The sequence below is a fragment of the Pseudactinotalea sp. Z1732 genome, assembly GCF_049724975.1.
In the GTDB taxonomy this organism is placed as follows: domain Bacteria; phylum Actinomycetota; class Actinomycetes; order Actinomycetales; family Beutenbergiaceae; genus CALKWS01.
On sequence record NZ_JBMPQC010000004.1, the window covers coordinates 297,134 to 317,429 of the forward strand.

Annotated in this window: 17 protein-coding genes; 11 read left to right on the forward strand and 6 right to left on the reverse strand. The window is 69.9% G+C overall.

Annotated features, from left to right (window positions below):
* Position 1: 1 nt before the first annotated feature.
* From ACPL7H_RS10645 to ACPL7H_RS10665, 5 genes are read left to right on the forward strand one after another with little or no spacing between them, the layout of a single operon-like run.
* The gene (locus ACPL7H_RS10645) at positions 2–760 is read left to right on the forward strand and encodes a GntR family transcriptional regulator (protein ID WP_424787698.1); all 759 of its coding nucleotides are present in this window, start codon (positions 2–4) and stop codon (positions 758–760) included.
* A gap of 2 nt (positions 761–762) precedes the next feature.
* Positions 763–1,965 carry an NAD(P)/FAD-dependent oxidoreductase gene (locus ACPL7H_RS10650; protein ID WP_424796900.1) on the forward strand — a complete coding sequence of 401 codons (1,203 nt, stop codon included), beginning with the start codon at positions 763–765 and terminating at the stop codon, positions 1,963–1,965.
* Positions 1,965–2,285 carry a (2Fe-2S)-binding protein gene (locus ACPL7H_RS10655; RefSeq protein WP_424787700.1) on the forward strand — a complete coding sequence of 107 codons (321 nt, stop codon included), beginning with the start codon at positions 1,965–1,967 and terminating at the stop codon, positions 2,283–2,285. The genes ACPL7H_RS10650 and ACPL7H_RS10655 overlap by 1 nt, the downstream gene beginning before the upstream one ends.
* Positions 2,282–3,922: an FAD-dependent oxidoreductase gene (locus ACPL7H_RS10660; protein WP_424796901.1), complete on the forward strand. Its 1,641-nt coding sequence runs from the start codon at positions 2,282–2,284 to the stop codon at positions 3,920–3,922. Before ACPL7H_RS10655 ends, ACPL7H_RS10660 begins: the two co-directional genes overlap by 4 nt.
* Positions 3,919–5,382 carry an aldehyde dehydrogenase (NADP(+)) gene (locus tag ACPL7H_RS10665; RefSeq protein WP_424796902.1) on the forward strand — a complete coding sequence of 488 codons (1,464 nt, stop codon included), beginning with the start codon at positions 3,919–3,921 and terminating at the stop codon, positions 5,380–5,382. Before ACPL7H_RS10660 ends, ACPL7H_RS10665 begins: the two co-directional genes overlap by 4 nt.
* Positions 5,383–5,582: 200 nt before the next feature.
* On the opposite strand, the gene ACPL7H_RS10670 is transcribed toward ACPL7H_RS10665, so the two are convergent.
* Entirely contained in the window at positions 5,583–5,714 is a 132-nt protein-coding gene (locus tag ACPL7H_RS10670) for a putative transporter small subunit (RefSeq protein ID WP_424796903.1), read from the reverse strand.
* 19 nt (positions 5,715–5,733) lie between these two features.
* Positions 5,734–7,491 (reverse strand): sodium:solute symporter family protein, encoded by a 1,758-nt coding sequence (locus tag ACPL7H_RS10675; RefSeq protein WP_424796904.1) that lies wholly within the window; start codon positions 7,489–7,491, stop codon positions 5,734–5,736.
* A gap of 337 nt (positions 7,492–7,828) precedes the next feature.
* Between ACPL7H_RS10675 and ACPL7H_RS10680 the strand changes: the two genes are divergently transcribed.
* Together ACPL7H_RS10680 and ACPL7H_RS10685 are read left to right on the forward strand one after the other, a co-directional pair.
* Positions 7,829–8,440, forward strand: a complete 612-nt coding sequence (locus tag ACPL7H_RS10680) for a class I SAM-dependent DNA methyltransferase (protein WP_424796905.1) — start codon at positions 7,829–7,831, stop codon at positions 8,438–8,440.
* A 112-nt stretch (positions 8,441–8,552) separates the two neighbouring features.
* Complete coding sequence (locus ACPL7H_RS10685) at positions 8,553–9,803, forward strand: MFS transporter (RefSeq protein ID WP_424796906.1); 1,251 nt, start codon at positions 8,553–8,555, stop codon at positions 9,801–9,803.
* A 29-nt stretch (positions 9,804–9,832) separates the two neighbouring features.
* Here ACPL7H_RS10685 and ACPL7H_RS10690 read toward each other — a convergent pair whose 3' ends face one another.
* Positions 9,833–11,059: an amidohydrolase family protein gene (locus ACPL7H_RS10690; RefSeq protein ID WP_424796907.1), complete on the reverse strand. Its 1,227-nt coding sequence runs from the start codon at positions 11,057–11,059 to the stop codon at positions 9,833–9,835.
* A 2-nt stretch (positions 11,060–11,061) separates the two neighbouring features.
* Entirely contained in the window at positions 11,062–12,306 is a 1,245-nt protein-coding gene (locus ACPL7H_RS10695; RefSeq protein ID WP_424796908.1) for an amidohydrolase family protein, read from the reverse strand.
* Between the two features lie 134 nt (positions 12,307–12,440).
* Here ACPL7H_RS10695 and ACPL7H_RS10700 point away from each other — a divergent pair, with 134 nt between their 5' ends.
* From ACPL7H_RS10700 to ACPL7H_RS10710, 3 genes are all read left to right on the forward strand, one after another.
* Entirely contained in the window at positions 12,441–13,307 is an 867-nt protein-coding gene (locus ACPL7H_RS10700) for a MurR/RpiR family transcriptional regulator (RefSeq protein ID WP_424796909.1), read from the forward strand.
* A 128-nt stretch (positions 13,308–13,435) separates the two neighbouring features.
* On the forward strand, positions 13,436–14,884 hold the full coding sequence (locus tag ACPL7H_RS10705) for a sodium:solute symporter family protein (RefSeq protein ID WP_424796910.1): 1,449 nt from the start codon (positions 13,436–13,438) through the stop codon (positions 14,882–14,884).
* Positions 14,881–15,603 carry an HAD-IA family hydrolase gene (locus ACPL7H_RS10710; protein WP_424796911.1) on the forward strand — a complete coding sequence of 241 codons (723 nt, stop codon included), beginning with the start codon at positions 14,881–14,883 and terminating at the stop codon, positions 15,601–15,603. The genes ACPL7H_RS10705 and ACPL7H_RS10710 overlap by 4 nt, the downstream gene beginning before the upstream one ends.
* Positions 15,604–15,776: 173 nt before the next feature.
* Here the strand turns inward: ACPL7H_RS10710 and ACPL7H_RS10715 are convergent, their stop codons facing one another.
* Positions 15,777–17,816, reverse strand: coding sequence for a CocE/NonD family hydrolase (locus tag ACPL7H_RS10715; RefSeq protein ID WP_424796912.1), 2,040 nt, complete (start codon positions 17,814–17,816; stop codon positions 15,777–15,779).
* Positions 17,817–18,872, reverse strand: coding sequence for an ATP-grasp domain-containing protein (locus ACPL7H_RS10720; RefSeq protein WP_424796913.1), 1,056 nt, complete (start codon positions 18,870–18,872; stop codon positions 17,817–17,819).
* A 63-nt stretch (positions 18,873–18,935) separates the two neighbouring features.
* Between ACPL7H_RS10720 and ACPL7H_RS10725 the strand changes: the two genes are divergently transcribed.
* Positions 18,936–20,264 (forward strand): ISL3 family transposase, encoded by a 1,329-nt coding sequence (locus tag ACPL7H_RS10725; protein ID WP_424796914.1) that lies wholly within the window; start codon positions 18,936–18,938, stop codon positions 20,262–20,264.
* Positions 20,265–20,296 lie beyond the last annotated feature (32 nt).

The following is a 20,296-nucleotide window of genomic DNA, read 5'->3' on the forward strand; positions in this document are numbered from 1 at the left end:
TATGACGTCGGCTCAGGACATTCCGCTCCACACGATCCAGCAGTACAAGAGCCTGCGCGCCAGCGTCACCGAGGCGCTGCGCACTGCCATCATCGTGGGGGACCTGGAGGAGGGCCGGCTCTACTCAGCGCCTGCGCTGGCCGAGCCGTTGGGGGTCTCCGCCACCCCGGTGCGCGAGGCCATGATGGACCTGGCCGGGGAGGGTTTGGTCATCTCGGTCAAGAACAAGGGGTTCCGGGTGACCGTGATGACCCCGCGTGACCTGGAGGAGATGGCCGAGGTACGCACGCTCCTGGAGGCCCCGGTGGTGCGCGACCTGGCCGGGACGATCCCGGCCCCGGACTACGCGAGCCTGCACCGGCTCGCCGACGAGGTCACCGCCGCTGCCGAGGCCGGGGACCTGCGCACCTACCTCAGCGGGGACCGGAAGTTCCACGCCGACCTGCTGCGCTGCTCCGGGAACACCCTGCTGGTGGAGCTGGCCACCCGGCTGCGCGGGCAGACCCGCCTGAAGGCCCTGCGCCCGCTGGCCGAGGCCGGCGTGCTGGTGGACTCCGCCCGCGAGCACACCCAGCTGCTGGAGCTGATGGAGGCCGGCGACGCGGCCGGCACCTACGACCTGATCGTGACCCACATCGGGCACGTCTCCCGGCTCTGGGCCCAGGGCGTGGGAAGCGAGCCGGCCGAGACCCCTGCGGCGTCCACGACCTCTGATACCGCCGCGGCCCTGATGGAGGGGCCGGGCAGCGGCTCCGGGTGACGGTGGCCGACTCAGTGAACCCTGCGCAGGTCACCGCCGGGACCAGCGACGTCATCGTCATCGGCGCCGGCGCCGTCGGGGCCGCGGTCGCCTACTACAGCGCCCGGGCCGGGCTGTCGGTGACGGTGCTGGACCGCGGCCGCCCGGGAGGTGCCACGTCCTCGCGGTGCGAGGGCAACATCCTGGTCTCGGACAAGGAACGCGGGCCCGAACTGGACCTGGCGAACTTCTCGCTGTCGCTGTGGCACGGCGAACTCGCCGAGTTCGCGGACCTGTGGGAGTTCGAGGCCAAGGGCGGCATCATCGTGGCCTCCCGGGACTCCTCCATGGTCTCGTTGCAACGGGCGCTGCAGGCCCAGCGAAGCCACGGGATCCGGGTGCAGGACATCGACGTGGCGGCGTTGCGGGAGTTGGAACCGCACATCAGCGACGAGGCGGTCGGGGCAGCGTTCTACCCCGACGACTGCCAGGTGATGCCGATGCTGCTGACCGCACACCTGTTGCGGATGGCGGCCGGGTACGGGGCCAGCGTGGTCGCCGAGACCGAGGTGCACGGCTTCGTGCGGGACCGCGCCGAGCGCATCACCGGGGTGCGCACCACGCGCGGTACCTTCTCCGGGGCGGCGGTGGTCAATGCCGCCGGGCCGTGGTCGGCACAGGTGGCGCAGTTGGCCGGGGTGCACGTACCGGTGGCACCGCGGCGGGGCTATGTGCTGGTCACCGAACCACTGCCGCCGCGGGTCTTCCACAAGGTCTACGCAGCCGAGTACATCGACAACGTGGGTAGTTCGGACAGCGGGCTGCAGGCCTCGCCGGTGGTGGAGGGCACGCCCTCGGGCACCATCCTGGTGGGGTCCTCCCGCGAGCGGGTCGGGTTCGACGAGCGGCCCAACCCCGCGGCACTGGAACTGATCGCGGCGAACGCGCTGGCTCTGTTCCCCTTCCTGGCCGAGGTGCGCATCCTGCGCCACTACTTCGGATTCCGTCCCTACAGCCCCGATCACGTACCCGTCATCGGCCCGGATCAGCGTGCCGAGGGGCTGTGGCACGCGTGCGGGCACGAGGGCGCCGGGATCGGACTCTCGGTGGGTACCGGCAAACTCATCGCCCAGTCCCTCACCGCCCGCCCCGAGTTGGACCTGGCGCCGTTCGCTCCGCACCGCTTCGGCGCCGCCGCGGACGCCCACCACCAGGAGGCCTCCTGATGAGCCCGGATCGCGACCTCACCATCACCGTGGACGGGCAGGCGGTGCAGGTGCCACCGGGCCGCACGGTGGCGGCGGTCCTGATGGCCGAGACCGACCGGATGGCCTGGCGGCGCACCCGCTTCGCCGGGCAACCGCGCGGGCTGTTCTGCGGCATCGGGGTCTGCTTCGACTGCCTGGTCAGCATCGATGGGCGCCCGTCGATGCGCGCCTGCCTGGTGCAGGCGGCCGAGGGCATGGTGGTCCGGACCGGCACAGCCGACGACGACGGGGCCGCACCTCGCGAGGAGAGCGACGACCAGGGGAGCGGGCAGCCATGAGCGTTCAGACCGGCGACGGTTCCTACGCTGCCGACGTCGCCGTCGTCGGTGCCGGCCCGGCCGGGCTGGCCGCGGCCGATGCCGCGGCCCGGTCCGGTGCGCGGGTGCTGTTGATCGACGCTGCCCGCCAGTTCGGCGGGCAGTACTGGCGCCACGCCGACGAGGCGACCGAGACGGGCGACCCCTCGCGCTGGCACCACGGCTGGCGCACCTACACCGGCCTGGCCACCAACGTGCGCGCGGCGATCGATGCGGGGCAGGTGATCTACCGTCCCGGCACCCAGGTGTGGTCCATCACCCGCACCGACGGCGGCGCCGGGATGGTCGCACCGGGGTACCTCATCAGCACCGCGGCCGTCCCCGAAACCGCGCCCGCCACGGAAACCGGTCACGTCCGGGCACGCACGCTCATCCTGTGCCCGGGCGCCTATGACAAGCAGGTGCCGGTCCCCGGGTGGACGCTGCCCGGGGTGATGGCGGCCGGGGGAGTGCAGGCCTTCATCAAGACCCAGGGGGTGGCACCCGGCGCGCGCGTCTTCCTCGGGGGCACCGGTCCGTTCCTGCTCTCCGCGGCGGCCTCGGTGCTGCAAGCCGGGGCACAGGTGCGCGGGGTCGCCGAGGCAGCGGCCCTGCGTGGCTGGTTCCCGCGCGGCGTCACCGGCCTGGCGGTGCCATCGAAACTGAAGGAGGGTGTGGCCTACGCCGCCCTCCTGGCCCGCCACCGGGTGCCCTACCGCACCCGCACCGCCATCATCGGTGTCCACGGTCAGCACCGGGTTGAGGCCGTCACCATTGCCAAGGTGGACTCCCGCGGCAGCATCCGCCCGGGCAGTTCCCGGCGGATCGGGGGGATCGACGTCGTCGGTCTCGGCTGGGGCTTCACCCCGCAGGCCGAGTTGCTGCTGCAACTGGGCGCCCGCACCCGGGTGGACCTGGACGGTTCCCTGGTCGGAACGGTCGAGGAGGACCAGCGCAGTTCGGTCCCGGGACTGTTCCTGGCCGGGGAGATCACCGGCGTGGCCGGCGCGGCCGCGGCCGTTGCCGAGGGGCGGATCGCCGGAGCGTCGGCGGCGTCCCTGGCCCACGGCACCGTGATTGGCACCTCGCGCACGGACCGGCTGGTGCGCCGGCAGCACCGCGCCTTCGCCCGGGCGATGCATCGCGCGCACCCGCTGCCGCCGGCCTGGACCGACTGGTTGCAGGCGGACACCATCGTGTGCCGCTGCGAGGAGGTGCCGTGGAGCCGGGCCCGTGAGGCCGGTGACCAGTTGGGAGCCGCCGAACCACGCGGGCTGAAGGGCACCACCCGCATCGGCATGGGCTGGTGCCAGGGGCGGATGTGCGCGCTCGCCGCGGTATGCGGAAGCCGGGCGCCTGAGGCCGCCGGCAGGGGTACCGGGAAGCACGGCGAGGGTGCGCCGGCAGCGAACGGGGGCGGCCCTCACCTTGCTGCGGGCGCCGCAACGGCGGATACTCGCGCTAGGCCCCCCGCTCATGACGCCCTGATCTCCACCGCGCGCCGCCCGGTCGCCATGCCCGTCACGTTCACCACGATGGCCGATTCCACCGCTGCGCCGCCCGCTCGGGAGCGCCGCGGATCCGACCCGCACTCGAATGCAACGAAGGAGCAGAGATGACAGCACCAGTCGCCAACTACCGAAGCACCACCGATCACGCCCAACTCGACCGAGTGCTGCAGGCTGCTGCCGTGGCTGCACCGGCGTGGTCGGCCATGAGCGCCGAGGACCGTGCCGGTGCCCTGGAAGGCGTGGCCGACGCCCTGGAGGGCGCCGGATCCGAACTGATCCCGGTGGGCATGCGTGAGACCAACCTCGCCGAGGGCCGCCTGCAGGGGGAGTTGAAGCGGACCGCCTTCCAGTTGCGGCTGTTTGCCGAGGTGGTGCGCGACGGCCGGCACCTGGACGTGCGCATCGACCACGCCGACGCCGACTGGCCGATGGGCGCCCCGCGCCCGGACCTGCGCCGGTACCTGCGTCCGATCGGGCCGGTGCTGGTGTTCTCCGCCTCGAACTTCCCGTTCGCCTTCTCCGTGGCCGGTGGCGACACCGCCTCGGCCCTGGCCGCCGGTAATCCGGTGGTGGTCAAGGCCCACTCCGGCCACCCCGAACTGTCCCGCATGACCGGCGACGTCGTCACCGAGGCGCTGCGCCGCGCGGGCGCGCCGGACGGTGTCTTCGCCGTGGTGTACGGGCGCGAGGCGGGCACCGCGGCGGTCCAGGACCGCCGCATCAAGGCCGCCGGGTTCACCGGGTCCATCCCCGGCGGGCGCGCCCTGTTCGACCTGGCCAACGCCCGTCCCGAGCCGATCCCGTTCTACGGCGAGCTGGGCAGCAACAACCCCGTCTTCGTCACCGAGGCCGCCGCGGCCGAGCGGGCCGATGAGATCGCCGAGGGCTTCATCGGCTCCTTCACCATGGGCACCGGCCAGTTCTGCACCAAGCCGGGCACCCTGTTCGTTCCGGTGGGCTCGGGCCTGGTGGAGAAACTCCAGACGGCCACGCTTCCGGCGGTGCACGACTTCCTGAACGAGGGGATCGGCAAGGGCCACGCGGAGTCGCTGAGCGAACTGAGCGGGCACCCGCAGGTCGAGGTGCTGGCACAGGGCCAGGACGGGCCGGAGGGCCAGGTTCCCACCCTGCTGCGCACCACCGCCGATGCGATGCTGGCCGACCCCGACGCGCTGCAGGCCGAGTGCTTCGGTCCCACCGCGTTGGTCGTGGAGTACGAGAACCTGGATCAGGCGGTGCAGGTGGCGCGCACCTACGGCGGCCAGCTCACCGCCGGGGTGTTCGGGCAGGACGACTGCCCCGTGCAGCCGCTGTTGGCGGTGCTGACCGAGATCGCCGGCCGGGTGATCTGGAACCAGTGGCCCACCGGGGTGTCGGTGACCTACGCCCAGCAGCACGGTGGCCCCTACCCGGCCACCACCGCGGTCGGTACCACCTCGGTGGGGACCGCGGCGATCAACCGGTTCCTGCGCCCGGTGGCCTACCAGAACCTGCCCCAGCACCTGCTGCCGGCCGAGTTGCAGGACGCCAACCCGCTCGGCCTGCCCCAGATGGTCGACGGGCAGTAACCCCAGCGCCCCCGGTTTCTCTCGCGCAGGTTCAGGATCGGACGGCCCGCGAAGCCGCGATTGTTCGGCTGTGGTTGGGGTTAGCCTCGATCAATGCTGACTTGGAAGGATTCACCGGTGGCTGGGTGGCTGGGTGGCTGGGTGGCTGGGTGGAACTTACCGTCGGTATTTCGGTTGTCCGGCCCATCCGGCGGATGCTGTCAGATGATGCCGCGGCCCTCCCGTCGGGCCTGCAGCCACTCGCGGATGAAGGCCCGGAAGATCACGAGCATCACCCCGGCCACCAGTACCGGCCAGGTCAGGACGTAGGCGGTCAGTAACCACACAGGCATATCGGTTGCTCCTTCCGTCTCAGCGGGCACCGGCCGGGGCCGGCTGCTGGTCGGGATCGTCATCGGGATGGGGCAGGGCGGCGACGTCCGGGGTGAGCCCGGCCCGAGCCGGCGTTCCGGGAGAGGGGAGTGCGTCGTCGTCGCTGGGGTCGAAGTCCCCCACGCGGTGCTTGATCACGGAGAAGTCGAAGCGCTGCTTGCTGCGCCAGGACATCGCCGCACACACGATCGTGGACACGGCGTAGGCGATCAGGGAGGCGCTCAGCGTGGCGTAATCGTGCAGGAAGCCGATCGCGAACGGGGCGGTGATCAGGGTGGCCGCGGCGCCGACGATCTTGGCGACCCGGGCTCCGAAGAACCCGAAGGCCATCAGGCCCAGCACCACTCCGACACCGATGACGGCGAGCACGTCGCTGATCAGGCCGGTCAACCCGGTCATCGGGACCCAGCCGAAGCGCACCGGGATGAACACCGCCAGTGCGGTGATCACGGCGGTGGTGAAGGCCCGGTTGGTGACCTTCTCCCAGTAGAAACTGGCGATCACGGGGAACACCAGTGCGCCCCACAGTGCGCCCACGAAGACCAGCAGGTCCAGGATGTTCATCTGGAAACTGGCCAGCGTCACCGCGATCGCGGTAGCCAGGATCATCGTGAGCCGGCCCGCCATGATCATGACCTTCGGGTTCGCCCGCTCCTTGCCGGCCACGTTCTGCCCGTAGATGTCGGCCATCACGATCGAGCTGAGCGCGGACAGGTCCGAGTCGGCGGTGGAGGACAGCGCCCCGATCACCATGACGAAGAACAACACCAGCAGGGCCGCTGGCAGGTAGGAGGCGGCCATCTGGGGTATCAGGTTGTTCGGATCCCCGCCCATCGGCTCCAGCCCCAGGTAGAGCGCCAGCACCCCGAGCATGCCCACCCCGATCACCATCGCTCCGTAGCCCACGGTGGCGGTGATGAAGGTCTTCTTGATCAGGTCCTGGCGCACCGCGAACAGGCGCTGGGCGATGGTCTGGTTCCCGATCGCATAGGCAAGGACGGCCGCGATGTAGGGCGCCCCCTGGCGCAGGAAGGCCTCGGAGGAGAAGAAACTGGACTGCTGGGCGGTGAGGTTGTCCGCGCCGGCGGTGAAGGCGGTGGGGAAGTCGGCGGCGAAGAAGATCGCCGGCACTATCACGGCGACAGCGCCCAGCATGGCCATCACCTGCATGAAGTCGGTGAGCACCGAGGCCCGGAATCCCGACCAGAGGGTATAGAGGAGCACGCCACCTGCCACGGCGAAGACGCCCTGGAGGAACGTGAACGGCGACAGCAGTGCCACCAGCGCACCGCCGGCGATGAAGTTCGACATCAGCGAGATCACGCTCCCCACCACGTTGGAACCGGCCAGCATCAACTGGCTGGAGCGCCCGTGGCGGGCGAACATCACCTCGGCCAGGGTGTGCGCCCGGGGCGCCACCTGGCGGATCCGCTTGCCGAAGGGGTAGATGAACAGGATCATCAGCGCACCCCACAGCCCGTAGTGGATCGGACCGGAGATCCCGTAGGTGTACCCCGAGGTCGCCGATGCGTACATCGAGGAGGCCCAGATCCAGGTGGCCGTCATCGAGGCGGCGGAGATGCCGAACCCGATCTTGTTCCCGGCGGTCATGTACCCGTCGGCGTTCTCGCGCTTCTTGGCGATTCGGGTGGAGACGAAGAAGGTGCCTCCGTAGAAGAGGATGATCAGCACGATGACGGTGATCGCCCCGAACTGGACAAGTTCTGGATCGCCCAAAGCGGTGCCTCCTTGTGAAAGTGTTCTGCTGTCGGATTCGCTCGATCGGCACGCAGGCGTGCAGCGGCTCGACGGTAGTCGTCGCGGCGGCGCAGCAGGCAAAGTCCAGCGGCCTCGGTCGCTCTCCGTCATGGGGCGATCGCTGCGAGGTCCTGACCGGCACTTGGCAGACGAATGGTCTTGCCTTGCCCTCGTTGGCACTGCGTTTTGGTGTGCCTATCGGACAGCAATGGACTGTACCATTTCACCGGTCTCCTATCCAATCCGCCTCAGGTGGTGCATCGCGCGGGCTTGGAAGGGTGCCGGGGGTCGGGTGAAGGCGTGCCAGAGTAGTGCCATGAGCACCGAGAGGTTCGACGTCAAAGCCGCCACCTGGGATGCCGACCCGGACAAACTCACTCAGGCGGGCGAGGTGGCCGGTGCGATCCGTGCGGCGGTCCCGCTGAACCGCAGCATGCGGCTGCTTGAGTACGGTGCGGGCACCGGGCTGGTCAGCCAGGGTCTCGCCGGCTCGGTCGGCCCGCTCACCCTGGCCGACAACTCCGCCGGGATGCGCGCGGTGATGCAGGCCAAGATCGCCTCCGGTGCCCTGATGAACGCCCGGGTCTGGGACCTGGACCTGCAGGCACGACCGGTTCCCGCCGAGAGCTTCGATCTGATCGTCACATCCCTGGTGCTGCACCATGTGCGGGACTTGGACTCGGTCCTGACCGGCTTCGCCCAGTTGCTCGTGCCCGGTGGCTACCTGGCCGTCGCGGACCTGGACGCCGAGGACGGGTCCTTCCATGACCACGACTTCGACGGCCACCACGGCTTCGACCGCGGTGAACTCACCGGCCGGCTCACCAGCGCCGGATTCGCCGACGTCCGGATGCAGGACGCCACCCGGATCCACCGGGACGGGACGCGGTACTCGGTGTTCCTGGCCACCGCTCGCCGGTCCGAATAAGGGGCGCCGGGCCGGACGCGGACGGCAACAGGGCGGATCCGTGCCGCATTGGTCCTGCGCCGGTGGCCGCGAGAGGCCATAATCGAGTCCACGTACACGCAGGGGAGCGATTGTGGCGAGGACGACGCGGCAAACGGGATCGGCTGACGACCCAAGCGCCCCGCAGCCGCCTGCGCCCGCAGCGACCGGCGGAGGCCTGGCCGCCCGGATGCTGGTGCTGGCCACGGTGGGATTCCTGATCAATTTCTGGTCCTGGGCGCTGCTGGGCCCACTGGGCAACACCTATGGTGACGAACTCGGGCTGACCGGGTTCCAGGTCGCGGTGGCGGTGGCCGTTCCGGTCGTCGTCGGTTCGCTCGGGCGCATCCCGGTGGGCGCGCTGAGTGATCGGCTCGGCGCGCGGGTGATGTTCCCCCTGGTGAGCCTGCTCGCGATCCTGCCGACCCTGTACGTGGGATTGGGCGCCAGGAGTTTCACCACCCTGGTGATCGGCGGCTTCTTCCTCGGTATCGGCGGCACATCCTTCGCCATCGGGATCCCGTTGGTGAACTCCTGGTACCCGCCCTCCCGCCGGGGCCTGGCGCTGGGCATCTTCGGCATGGGCACCGCCGGCACCGCGGTAGCGGCCTTCACCACCGTGGCGTTGCGCGAAGCGTTCGGGCCCGAGGCTCCGTTCGTGCTCGTCTCCGCGGTGCTGCTGATCTATGCGGTGCTGGCCTGGCTGCTGCTGCGTGACGCGCCGGGACGGGTGCCGGCGTCCGGGTCGATGCTCGCTCGCACCTGGAACACCCTCAAGTTGCCCGTCACGTTGCAGCTCTCACTCATCTACGCACTCGGCTTCGGTGGGTTCGTCGCCTTCAGCGTCTACCTGCCCACCTACCTGGTTAACGACTACGGCCTCGAGACCGGTGATGCGGCGCTGCGCACCGCCGGCTTCATCGTGCTCGCGGTGGTCGCGCGCCCGACCGGCGGTTGGCTCTCGGACAAGTTCCACCCGGTCACCGTGCTGACCTGGTGTTTCGGGATCGCCACCGCGATGGCGGCGCTGGCGGCGATGCGACTGGAGCTGCTCCCGGTCGGGACCGTCGCCTTCCTGGGGCTGGCGGCGACACTGGGCGGGGCCGCGGGTGCCTGCTTCGCACTGGTCTCGCGAATGACCCCGACCGGGCAGGTCGGCTCGGTCACCGGCGTGGTGGGCGCCGCGGGCGGTCTCGGTGGCTTCTTCCCACCGCTGGTGATGGGCGCCGTACACGGCCTCACCGGGGCCTACACGATGGGCTTCGTGCTCCTGGCGATGAGTGCCCTGGCCATGACCGCCTTCGTCTGGTGGCCGGTGGGCAAGGCCGCCCGCGGCGCATCCTGAGTCCGGCGGCGCGTTACGAAGCGCAACCGTTACCGGGGCACCCTGCCGGCCTCGGCGCGACCGGGTCCGGGACCATCGGGCGCAGCGCCGCCGAGCACCCGCCCGCCCAGCACCACGTGCCGCGGGCGGGTCGCGGAGACGGGGTCGGTGAGCGGGTCCCCGGTCGTCACGACCAGATCCGCGGGCGAGCCGACCCGGATCCGGCCGGCATCCACCCCGAGGGCATCGCCGGCGCGGGAGGTCGCGGCCTTGAGTACCTCCACCGGTGCCAGCCCCACATCGCCCAGCGCGGCCAGTTCCCGGTCCAGGGCCGGGTGCGGCATACCCGGTGAGCCCGAGTCGGTGCCCGCGATCACCGGTACCCCGGCCCCGATCGCCATCCGGACGCTCTCGCGATGGGCGCGTACCACCGCGGCGGCCTTGGCCACCGCGTACTCCGGCGCGCTGCCGCCGGCGATGGTCCGGTACACCGCGAGCGTCGGGGACAGGACGGTGCCGCGTTCGACCATCGCGGCCACCACGTCCTCGGTCAGGAAGACCCCGTGCTGGATCACATCGATACCCGCCAGCACCGCGTTGCGGATCCCCTCGGTGCCCAGCGCGTGCGCGGTGGCCCGGACCCCGCGGCGGTGTGCCTCACCGGCCAGGGCGGCGAGTTCGGTCCGGGTGTACTCCGAGGCGCCGACCTCCTCACCGACCGCGCGTCCGTACACCCCGCCGGTGGCGCAGGTCTTGATGATCCGGGCACCGGCGAAGATCTGCTCGCGCACGCCGCGCACCACGCCGTCCGGCCCGTCGCAGAAGTTGCCCCAGAACGGGTCGTGCCCACCGGTCATCACCACGGTGCGGCCGGTGGCCACCACCTGCGGCCCGGTCACGTGACCCTCGCGGACCGCCTGGGCCACCGCCAACGACACGTCCCAGTTGCTGCCCAGGTCCGCCACCGTGGTCACCCCGGCCCCCAGGTGCGCCCTGGCGTGGGTGACGGCCCGGATCGCGGTGACCTGTTCGCCGTCGGCCGCTACCTGGGCGGCCGGGTCCTGGGAGGAGTCCCAGACCAGGTGCACGTGCCCGTCCACCAACCCGGGAAGGACGACGGCGTCAGGCACCTCCAGGACCTCATCGTCCGCTCCGGCGTGGGTGCTGCCCGGTGTGGCGAGTTCGGTGATCACCCCGGCGGAGCAGACGATGTCGGCGCTGCGCATGCCGGAGGACTCCCCGTCCCAGTAGGTGGCCCCGGGCAGGATGAGCGCCATCCTCAGAACCCCGAGGGACTCGTGGCCGCGGGCACGATGCGCCCGGCCTTGATGACGGCGGACAGGTGCGCATGCGGGTCGGCCAGCACCGCGGCGTCGGTGAGCGGATCGGCGTCGGCGACGAGCACGTCGCCGTGGGCGCCGGGTGCGATCACGCCGAGTCTGCCCTCGGCGCCGATCAGTTCGGCGCCGGTGAGGGTGGCTGAGCGCAGCACCTCCGTGGGGGTCTGCACCTGAGCGCGGATGGTGAACTCCTCGCTCTGGTGCGGGTGCATCGCGCCGAGCAGGTCGGTGCCGAAGGCGATCTTCACCCCACCGGAGTTCGCCAGGTCCAGGGCCTCCAGGCCGGCGTCGAGCACGATCGACACCTTGGCCTGGCTCTCCGGCGGCAGCCCGGCCTCGGCCCCCTCGCTCTTGAGGTAGGAGTAGGTCACCAGCGTGGGCACCAGGAAGGAGCCGGTGGAGTTGAACAGGTCCACCGAACTCTCATCGATGAGGTTGCCGTGCTCGATGCACCGCACCCCCAGTTCCAGGCCCCGGTTCACCGCGGCGGCGGTATAGGCGTGCCCGGTCACGTAACGCCCGGCGTTGCCGGCCTCCTCCACCACGGCGCGGATCTCATCGGCGGAGAACTGCAGGGAGTCGATCCGGTCGGTGGGCGAGGCCACCCCGCCGGAGAGCATCACCTTGACGTGGTCGGCCCCGGTGCGCAGCTGGTGCCGGGCGGCCCGGCGCACCTCGGGCACCCCATCGCACACGTGCCCGATATTGGGGCAGCAGGTGTGGTTGTCCAGAACCTGCCGCCCGGGGCCGCGCATGTCGGCGTGCCCACCGGTGGGGGACAGCGCCTTGCCTCCGAAGAACACCCGAGGCCCCTCCCACAGTCCCTGCGCCACGGCCGCGGCGATGCCGAAGTCGGCTCCGCCCACATCACGTACCGTGGTGAATCCGCGGCGCAGCATCGAACCGAGGATGCGGGAGGTCTGGGCGGCGACGTAGAACGGGGAGTCCTCGGCCTGGGCGCCCAGGTTCGCGGTCCCGGCGCTGACGTGCACGTGCGAGTCGATCAAACCGGGCACCACGAATTTCCCGGTGGCATCGATCTGCTCGGCGCCCTCCGGCGCCTTGACGTCGCTGCCGACGCCGGTGATCGTCCCGTCGGTGATGAGCACGTCGGCCGGGCTGGAGGTGCCGGCCTCCACATCGCACACACTGCCCCCACGGATCCACAGAGTTGCCTCGGTCATCACGATCTCCTTCGCGTCGGTGCGGGCCGGTGCCGGCGGCGCGGTGGTGCGACCGGCCGGGTCTGCGTCCTCATCTTCGCAATGGGACCACCAGGGAGCAACATCTGTTGCAGGCGCGCGGCATACTGGACGCCATGACCGAGGGTGCAGCGTGGCCGGCATGGGTGCGCGACCGCCTGGCGGGGCGCCGGCCCGGGCACGCCGCGGCGAAGGTGCTGGCGTTGCTGGCCACGAAGCAGCGGGAGATGTCCTATGCCAGCACCGCGGCGGCTGCGCGGCTGGCAGGGGTCAACGTGGCCACCGTGGTGCGCACCGCGCAGTTGTTGGAGTTCTCCGGCTGGCCGGCGCTGCGGGCGGAAGTACGTTCGCGCTTCCTCTCCGGGCTCTCCGCCGCGCAAGTGCTCTCCGAGCACGACCCCACCCCCGCCGGTCCGGCCCGGGCCACCGTGCTGCGGGAACTGGCCAACCTCCAGGGACTGTCCACGCTGATCGATCAGGACCAGGTCATCCGGGTAGCCCGGTTGATTGCCGACGCCCGGGTCACCCTGGTGCTGGGATCGGGAAGTTTCGCCGCCCCGGGACTGCAACTGGCGCACCTGGCCCAGACGATCGGCCACGACGTACGTCTGCACCAGGTGGGCGGGACGGCCCTGGTCAACGCCGCCACGCTGCTGCGCCCGGGCGATGTGCTGGTGGTCTTCCACCTGTGGCGCAGCCCGCGGGAGGTGCTCAACGCCGCGACGATCGCCGCCGAGGCCGGGGCCGCGGTGGTGGTGGTGGCCGATCACGTGCGCCCGGAGTTCGCCGAGCGTGCCACCGAGACCCTCCTGGTGCCCAGCGAGGGGGCCAGCATGTTCCCCTCGCTGGTGGCGGCGATCACGGTGGTGCAAGCGATCGTCGCCGCGCTGGTGGCGTTGGATCCGGAGGGTGCGGCGCTGGCCAGTGACCGCATCGAGGGCCTGTGGGAGCACTTCGACCTGTTCCCGCCGGTGGTGCGCTAGGCCCGGCCCAGCCGCCGGGGAAGGGCCGGACATGCGGCCGCAACATCTATTGCGCTCCGGTGGGATCGGGGGTTTCATGGAGGGGCCGCGCCCCAGCGCGACCCTCCCGATCAGCAAAGGTGCTCCCGATGCAGACCGTGCACATCGTCATCCTGATCCTGTACCTGGCGCTCATGGTGGGCGTGGGCGCGTGGTTCTCCCGCAAGAAGGTGATGGCCACCGGCGATGACTACATGTTCGCCGGCCGTTCGCTGCCGCGTCCGGTGATGGTGGGCACGCTGCTGGCCACCTGGGTGGGGTCGGGCACCATCATCGGCGGTGCCTCCTTCGCCTATGAGTACGGACCGCTCGCCTCGATCTTCTTCCTGGCCGGCACCCCGATCGGGATCGTCGTGCTGTACTTCCTGGCCAGGCGGATCCGCCGGTTGAGCACCTACACCGTGCCGGAGATGCTGGAGAAGCGGTACGGGCCCTCGGTCCGGCTGATCGCCGCGCTGATCACGCTGCTGGCCTACATCGGCATCACCGCCTACCAGTTCACCGGCGGCGGGTACATCATCAGCGTGATCACCCCGCTGAGCGCCGCGCAGGGCGCGATCGTCGTAGCGGTGCTGGTGACCTTCCTGGCCTTCGCGGGCGGGTTGAAATCGGTGGCCTGGAGTGACTTCCTGTCCGCGCTGGTGATCGTGATCAGCCTGATGGTCGCGCTGCCGATCATCTTCGGCGGTGAACTGGGCGGCTGGGGCGACTACTGGTCGCAGATGCCGGAGACGCACAACACGTTCTCCGGCGGGCTGAGCGCTCTCCAGTTGCTGGGCTTCTTCCTGCCTTTGTTCCTGCTCATCCTGGCCGACCAAAACATGTACCAGCGGTTCGGGGCCGCGAAGAACGAGAACGAGGCCCGCTCCAGCGCGGCCGGCTTCTTCTTCTCCTCCTTCCTGGTCACCGTGCCGGTGGCCCTGCTCGGGTCGGCCGCGATCGTGCTGTTCCCCGACATCGTCCCGGATACCGCGGTGCTGTCACTGGCCTCCGAGGGAGTGCTGCCGGCCCTGATCGGTGGACTGCTGCTGGCCGGGGCGCTGGCGTTCATCATCACCACCGGCTCCTCGTTCCTGCTCTCCGGCGCCGGCAACGTGGTCTATGACGCGATCCAGCGCCTGTTCGGTAAGGAACTGGATGGCCAACAGCGGCTGCGCACCCACCGCCTGGCGGTGCTGGGCATCGGCATCCTGGCCTACATCCTGGGCCGGTACTTCCCCACGGTGCTGGAGCTGCAGATGTACTCCTACACCGTCTATGGGGTGGCGATCGCGCCGCCGGTGCTGGCGATCTTCTTCTGGAAGCGTGCCTCCACAGCCGGAGCGCTGACCTCGATGCTGCTCGGGGTGGTGGTCACGATCGTGTGGGAGCAGATGGGCCAGCCCTATGATGTCAACGCGGTGATCGTGTCGCTGCCGGTGGCGCTGGTGTCGCTGGTGGTGATCAGCCTGCTGGTGCCGAACCGCACCGAACCCGAGATCGGGCCGGAGGATGCCCAGCCGGCACCCCGGCGCGGTGCAACCGAGGGAGAGATGTGAACCTGACCCACTACCGCGCACTGAGTTTCGATGTCTATGGCACCCTGATCGACTGGGAGGCGGGGATCGCCGATGTGCTGACCCCGTGGGCCGCTACCCAGGGACTGGCGCTGAACGAAGAGGAGTTGCTGGTCTCCTACGCCGCGAACGAGGCGGCCGTTGCGCGCGAGGAGCCCGGGTGGCGGTACCCGCGGGTGCTGGCCGAGGCGTTCCGGCGCACCGGTGTGGACCTGAACCGCACCGTCTCCCAGGGATGGGCCAACCGGCTGGGGAACTCGGTGCCGCAGTGGCCGGCGTTCGAGGACTCCGCGCAGGCGCTCGCGGACCTGGCCCAGCGGTATGAGTTGATCATCCTCTCCAACGTGCACCGGGACGGATTCACCGGCAGCAACGAGCAGTTGCGCGGTGACTTCGCCGCGGTCATCACCGCCGAGGATGTGGGTGCCTACAAGCCGGCCGATCCGCACTTCGAGGCGCTCGAGACCACGCTTGGGGACCTGGGCATCGAGCGCAACCGACTGCTGCACGTGGCGCAGAGCCTGTTCCACGACCACGTGCCCGCCAAGCGGCACGGGCTGGACTCGGTGTGGATCAACCGCCGCCACGATCGACCCGGCTGGGGGGCCACACCCGAACTCGCCGGGGGATGGGACTACCAGGCCGAGTACCCCTCGATGGCGGCCTTCGTCGAGGCGGTGCAGGAGGCCTTCGGCGACTGACGGTCCTGCTGCGGGCGAAGAATGCCATCCGGCTCGAGCGCCTCAGCGATCGCTACCGCCGGACGGGAACGGAGGTCACCGTCTTCGCCGACTCGGGACCCGACCCCGGTGCCCCGGATCCGGAGCCGTTGGCGGACCTGCTTGCTGCCCCGGCGGCCGGCTGAGGATTCCCGCTACACGTGGTCGCGCGGAATCTGCCGGCTCCACGTCGCCGAGTGCACGCGTTCGGGCCCGTGCCAGGCGTCCAACTCCGCGTACAGGTGGAAGTGTGTCGGTGAGCACGTCAGCACTGTGCGGGTGGTGGTGCGCGCTTCCCAATCGCCACGGGAGAAGCCCATCTGCCACAGGGTCTGGCCGCGCACGGAGTTGAAGTCACCGGAGGTGAAGGTATAGCGCTCGTTGGCATTGCGGTGCACGTTCAGATCGATGTCGTCGAAGCGCACCACCCCCAGATCCTTCACCACCTCCAGCGCACCGGTCAGGTCCACCATGTTCCGGCTCACCCGCCAGTCCTGCTCACCGGGTTCGATCTGCGTCACCTCCAGCGGCGGGGCACCCTCGGGTTCAGCGAACGTGGGCGCGTCCTCGCCGTCGTCCACCCCGAGGGGTCGAACCGGGAGCACCAGGGAACTGGTAGCCGGATGCACCGTCATCTGAACCGGCTCCGGTGGTGGCCACACCACCGGCCAGTACGACGTGGACACAGCCAGGCGCAGCCGGTGCCCGGGTGGGAAGGACTGCGCGATCCCGTTCAGCGGCACCCGCACCTTCAGGCGTTCCCCGGGAGTGAGGGCTGACGGCGAGTCTGAGCCGCTGTGATGGGTCAGGTTGCGTACGCCGTACGTCACCCGGGTCGCCGCACCGTCCGGTGCGACGTCGGACAGGCGCACCACCACCTGGGCCACCGGCTGATCCACCGACACGTCCAGTTCAGCCACCGGGGCCCCGAGCACCTCCAGGGTCTCGGTCAACTCCTCCCCGTTGAACACCAGGGACCCGCCGTCCTCCTCCCGTTGGTCATAGGGCATGTCCGGTGGGGCGTTGTAGGAGCACCACTTACCGGCGAACTGGCCCACAGACAGCGGGGACTTCACCGTGGAGGTCTGCGTGCTGATCTGGCTGGAGCCGGCTTGCTCCGGGTCCAGGATCTTGTACAGCTCCAGCGGGTAGACGCGCTCGGTGAGGCGCTGGCTGGGCCAGGTCGGCTCACCCACCCAGCGCCCCGGACGGTCGTCGTAGGTGGTGGCCGGGGGAGCGGCGTCCTGCATCCAGATGGTCAGTTGCGGACCGTCCATCGCGCCGTTGTCACGCTCGCCCTTCAACCAGTGGTCCCAGAAGCCCACCACCTCCTGCAGGAACCCGATCGCCGGGCCGGGCTGGCCCAGGTGCGGGTACTTGTGGCTCCACGGCCCGATCAGCCCGCGGGAGGGCACCTGCAGGCCTTCGAGCAACCGGAACACGGCATTGGAGTACCCGTCGGCCCAGCCGCTGACGGCGAAGACCGGCACCTCGATGGCGGAGTAGTCCTCGATCACCGAACCGTGCCGCCAGTACTCATCCCGGCGCTGATGTTCCAGCCAGGACTCCAGCCACAGGCCACTGCCCTCCAGGCGCTGCTTCCACAGGTCCAGCCAACGATCGCCCACGATCGCGGGGTCGGGCGGGCAGGAGTTGTAGGCGAACATCGTCGATGCCCAGGACAGGTTGTCCGTGAGCAGGCACCCGCCCATGTAGTGCACATCGTCGGTGTACCGGTCGTCGGTGGAGCACACGGTCACGATCGCGCCCAGGCTGGCTGGGCGCCGGGCGGCCACCTGCAGAGCGTTGAAGCCGCCCCAGGAGATCCCCATCATCGCGGTGCGCCCGCTGCACCAGGGCTGGTCGGCGAGCCAGGCCAGCACGTCCTCGCAGTCCTGCAGCTCCTGCTCCAGGTACTCATCCTCCAGGACGCCCTCGGAGTCCCCGGAGCCGCGCAGGTCGACGCGCAAGCAGGCGTACCCGTACCCGGCCATGTAGGGGTGGTGGATGGAGTCGCGTTGGGCGGTCAGGTCACGTTTGCGGTAGGGGATGATCTCCACCACGCCGGGCACCGGCTCATCGTCGGAGGCGACCGGCCGCCACAACCGGCCGGCCAGCCGGGTGCCATCGCGCATCGGGACCCACAGGTGCTCGGTTTCGCTCACCTGATGCGGCAGAGAGGTGACGGTGCGCACTCAGGCCTCCTCGTCGTCGTCGATCTCGAAGGGCAGGGCCTGCAGGAACTCGTCGTACTTGCGCTGCAGATCCGCGTCATCGGTGCCGGCGGTGATCACCTCGGCGAGGGCGAAGGAGTAACTGTCTTCGAAGTAGCCATCGGACAGTCTGCTGCCCTCGGTCACGACCACGTCCACCTTCGTTCCAGGCACGCGTTGCTCGAACTGCGCGATCTGCTCCGCGGTGGGCACCCGGCGCACGACGCCGTCGGCGAAGTGACGCAGGAACCACTTGGCGGCCACCGGGTAGGGGCCCTTGTCATCCGGGATGTGCGGACGCCGGCCCAGCCCCAGGGCCACCATCGCGGCGTGGTTCGGGACGCCGTCGACCATTTCGAACAAGGTGGCGTGCGCCTGGGAGTGGCGGGCGTTGACCTCCAGCAGCCGAAGCCGGCTGGTGCCGGGGTCCCAGAAGAACTCGATGTTGAAGGTGGAGTTGTCCAGACCGGAGGCCTGGATCACCTCGCGGGAGGCGTCGGCGACCTGCTCCACGACGCGGTCGGGCTCGCTGGAGGGGTAGGTGTAGCGCTGGAAACTGGCGCTGCCGGGGTAGGAGGTGGAATCGACCAGGCCGTAGATGTGGGCCTGCTGGTTGTGAATGAAGCCTTCGACGGTCATCTGCCGTCCGGTGGCCTCCTCCTCTGCCATGTAGACGGCGCCGCCGATCTGTTCGATCTCCGCAGGGAGGTCCAGCATCGCCAGGATGTCCTCGAAGGGCCGACCCATCCGCACCACGTCCTCGCGTGCGCTCGGGATCGCCTCGGCGAGTTGGTCGGCGTCCTCGACGTGGTAGGCACCCTCGGAGGAGGCGGACATGGCGGGTTTGATCCACGCCGGGTAGTCCACCCCCTGGGGCAGGTGCGGTGGCTCGGCCTCCAGGTCCAGAAGCCCGAAGGCCGGCAGGGCGTCGATCACCCGGGCCTGGATCAGGCGGTTCCAGTATTTGTGCTCCAAGCGCACGACGGCGTCCAGGCTGGCGGTGGGCAGGCCGCGCCGGTGGCACAGGATCGGCACCATCATGGCTCTTCAACTTTGAGCGTGGTGTGCCGTTGAGGTAGGGGCTCGTGGCCCTGATCCAACATGGGTGTTGTCAAAGCATCCAGTTGGAGAAGGGACCACGAGCCTGTGTGCCACGATACGCACCGGCGCGATGCTGCGTCGATTCTGTTCAACCTGCCCGGTTACCGGGTGATCACCGCCTCGCGGCGTGCCGATGGGCAGCGGGTGGTGCTGATCGAAACCACTGCCGGCGAGGACGGGTGTCCCTCGTGTGGGGTGATGTCGAACCGGGTGCATTCGCGCCCGGTCCAGCAGGTCAGAGACGTCAGTTGCGGCGGGCAGCCGGTGGTGGTGCGGGTGCGCAAGCGCCGATACCTGTGCGCCGAGCAGGTTTGCCCGCGGGGCACGTTCACCGAGGTCACCGAGGAGTTGCCGGCCCGGGCCAGGGTGACTACGCGCTTGGCTGCGACGGTGGCCGGGGCGCTGCGCACCGAGCCGCGGGCGGTCTTGGGGGTGGCCGGGGAGCATGGGTTGTCGTGGACCACAGTGATGCGCCTGGCCACCCAGACCTTGGATGTAGACGGGCACGCCGATTCGCGCCTGGTGCGCCGGCTGGGGATCGATGAGCACCGCTTCCGCAAGGTGCGCTATGTCCGAGACGCCGACATCGGGGCCACGGTGCGAGTAGAGCCGTGGTCGGTCGTATTCACCGACCTGGACACCGGCGCGATCCTCGACGTCGTCGACGGACCCCGGGCGGCCGCAGTCAAGTCCTGGTTGCGGGCCCGGCCGCGGTGGTGGCGCAAACGCGTGGAGACAGTCGCCATCGACATGTCCAGTGAGTTCCGCTCCGCCGTTCGCGAGGTGTTGCCGAAAGCGAAGATCAGTGTCGATCACTGGCACGTGATCCGCCTGGCCAACCAGATGCTCACCGACGTGCGCCGACGCCGGGCCTGGGAGGTTCATGGCCGGCGGGGCCGGTTGATCGACCCGCCCTGGCGGTATCGCAAGTTGCTCACCTGCGCCGGGGACCGACTCTCGGTGCGCCAGCGAGAACGTCTCCAGGAGATCCTGGAGGCCGACATCGAACTGGCCGTGGCCTGGGGCATCAAGGAACACGTGCGCCAGTTGATGGCCACCCGCGACACCGCAGCGTTCCAACGGGCCTGGTCGGAGTTGGAGAAGGCGGTGCGGGCCACCCGCCTGCCCGAGCCGCGCCGGCTGTTCAAGACGTTGTCTGCGTGGCGCCGGGAGTTGCTCACCTTCTGCCGCACCCGCACCACCAACGCCCGAACCGAGGCGGCGAACCTGACCGCCAAGACCTTCAAACGCATCGGACGCGGGTATCGCAATCATGACAACTACCGCTGCCGCATAATGGCCTACACGACGTCACCAAAGGCGGCGTGAACACCCCTCACCACGCTGAAAGTGGAAGAGCC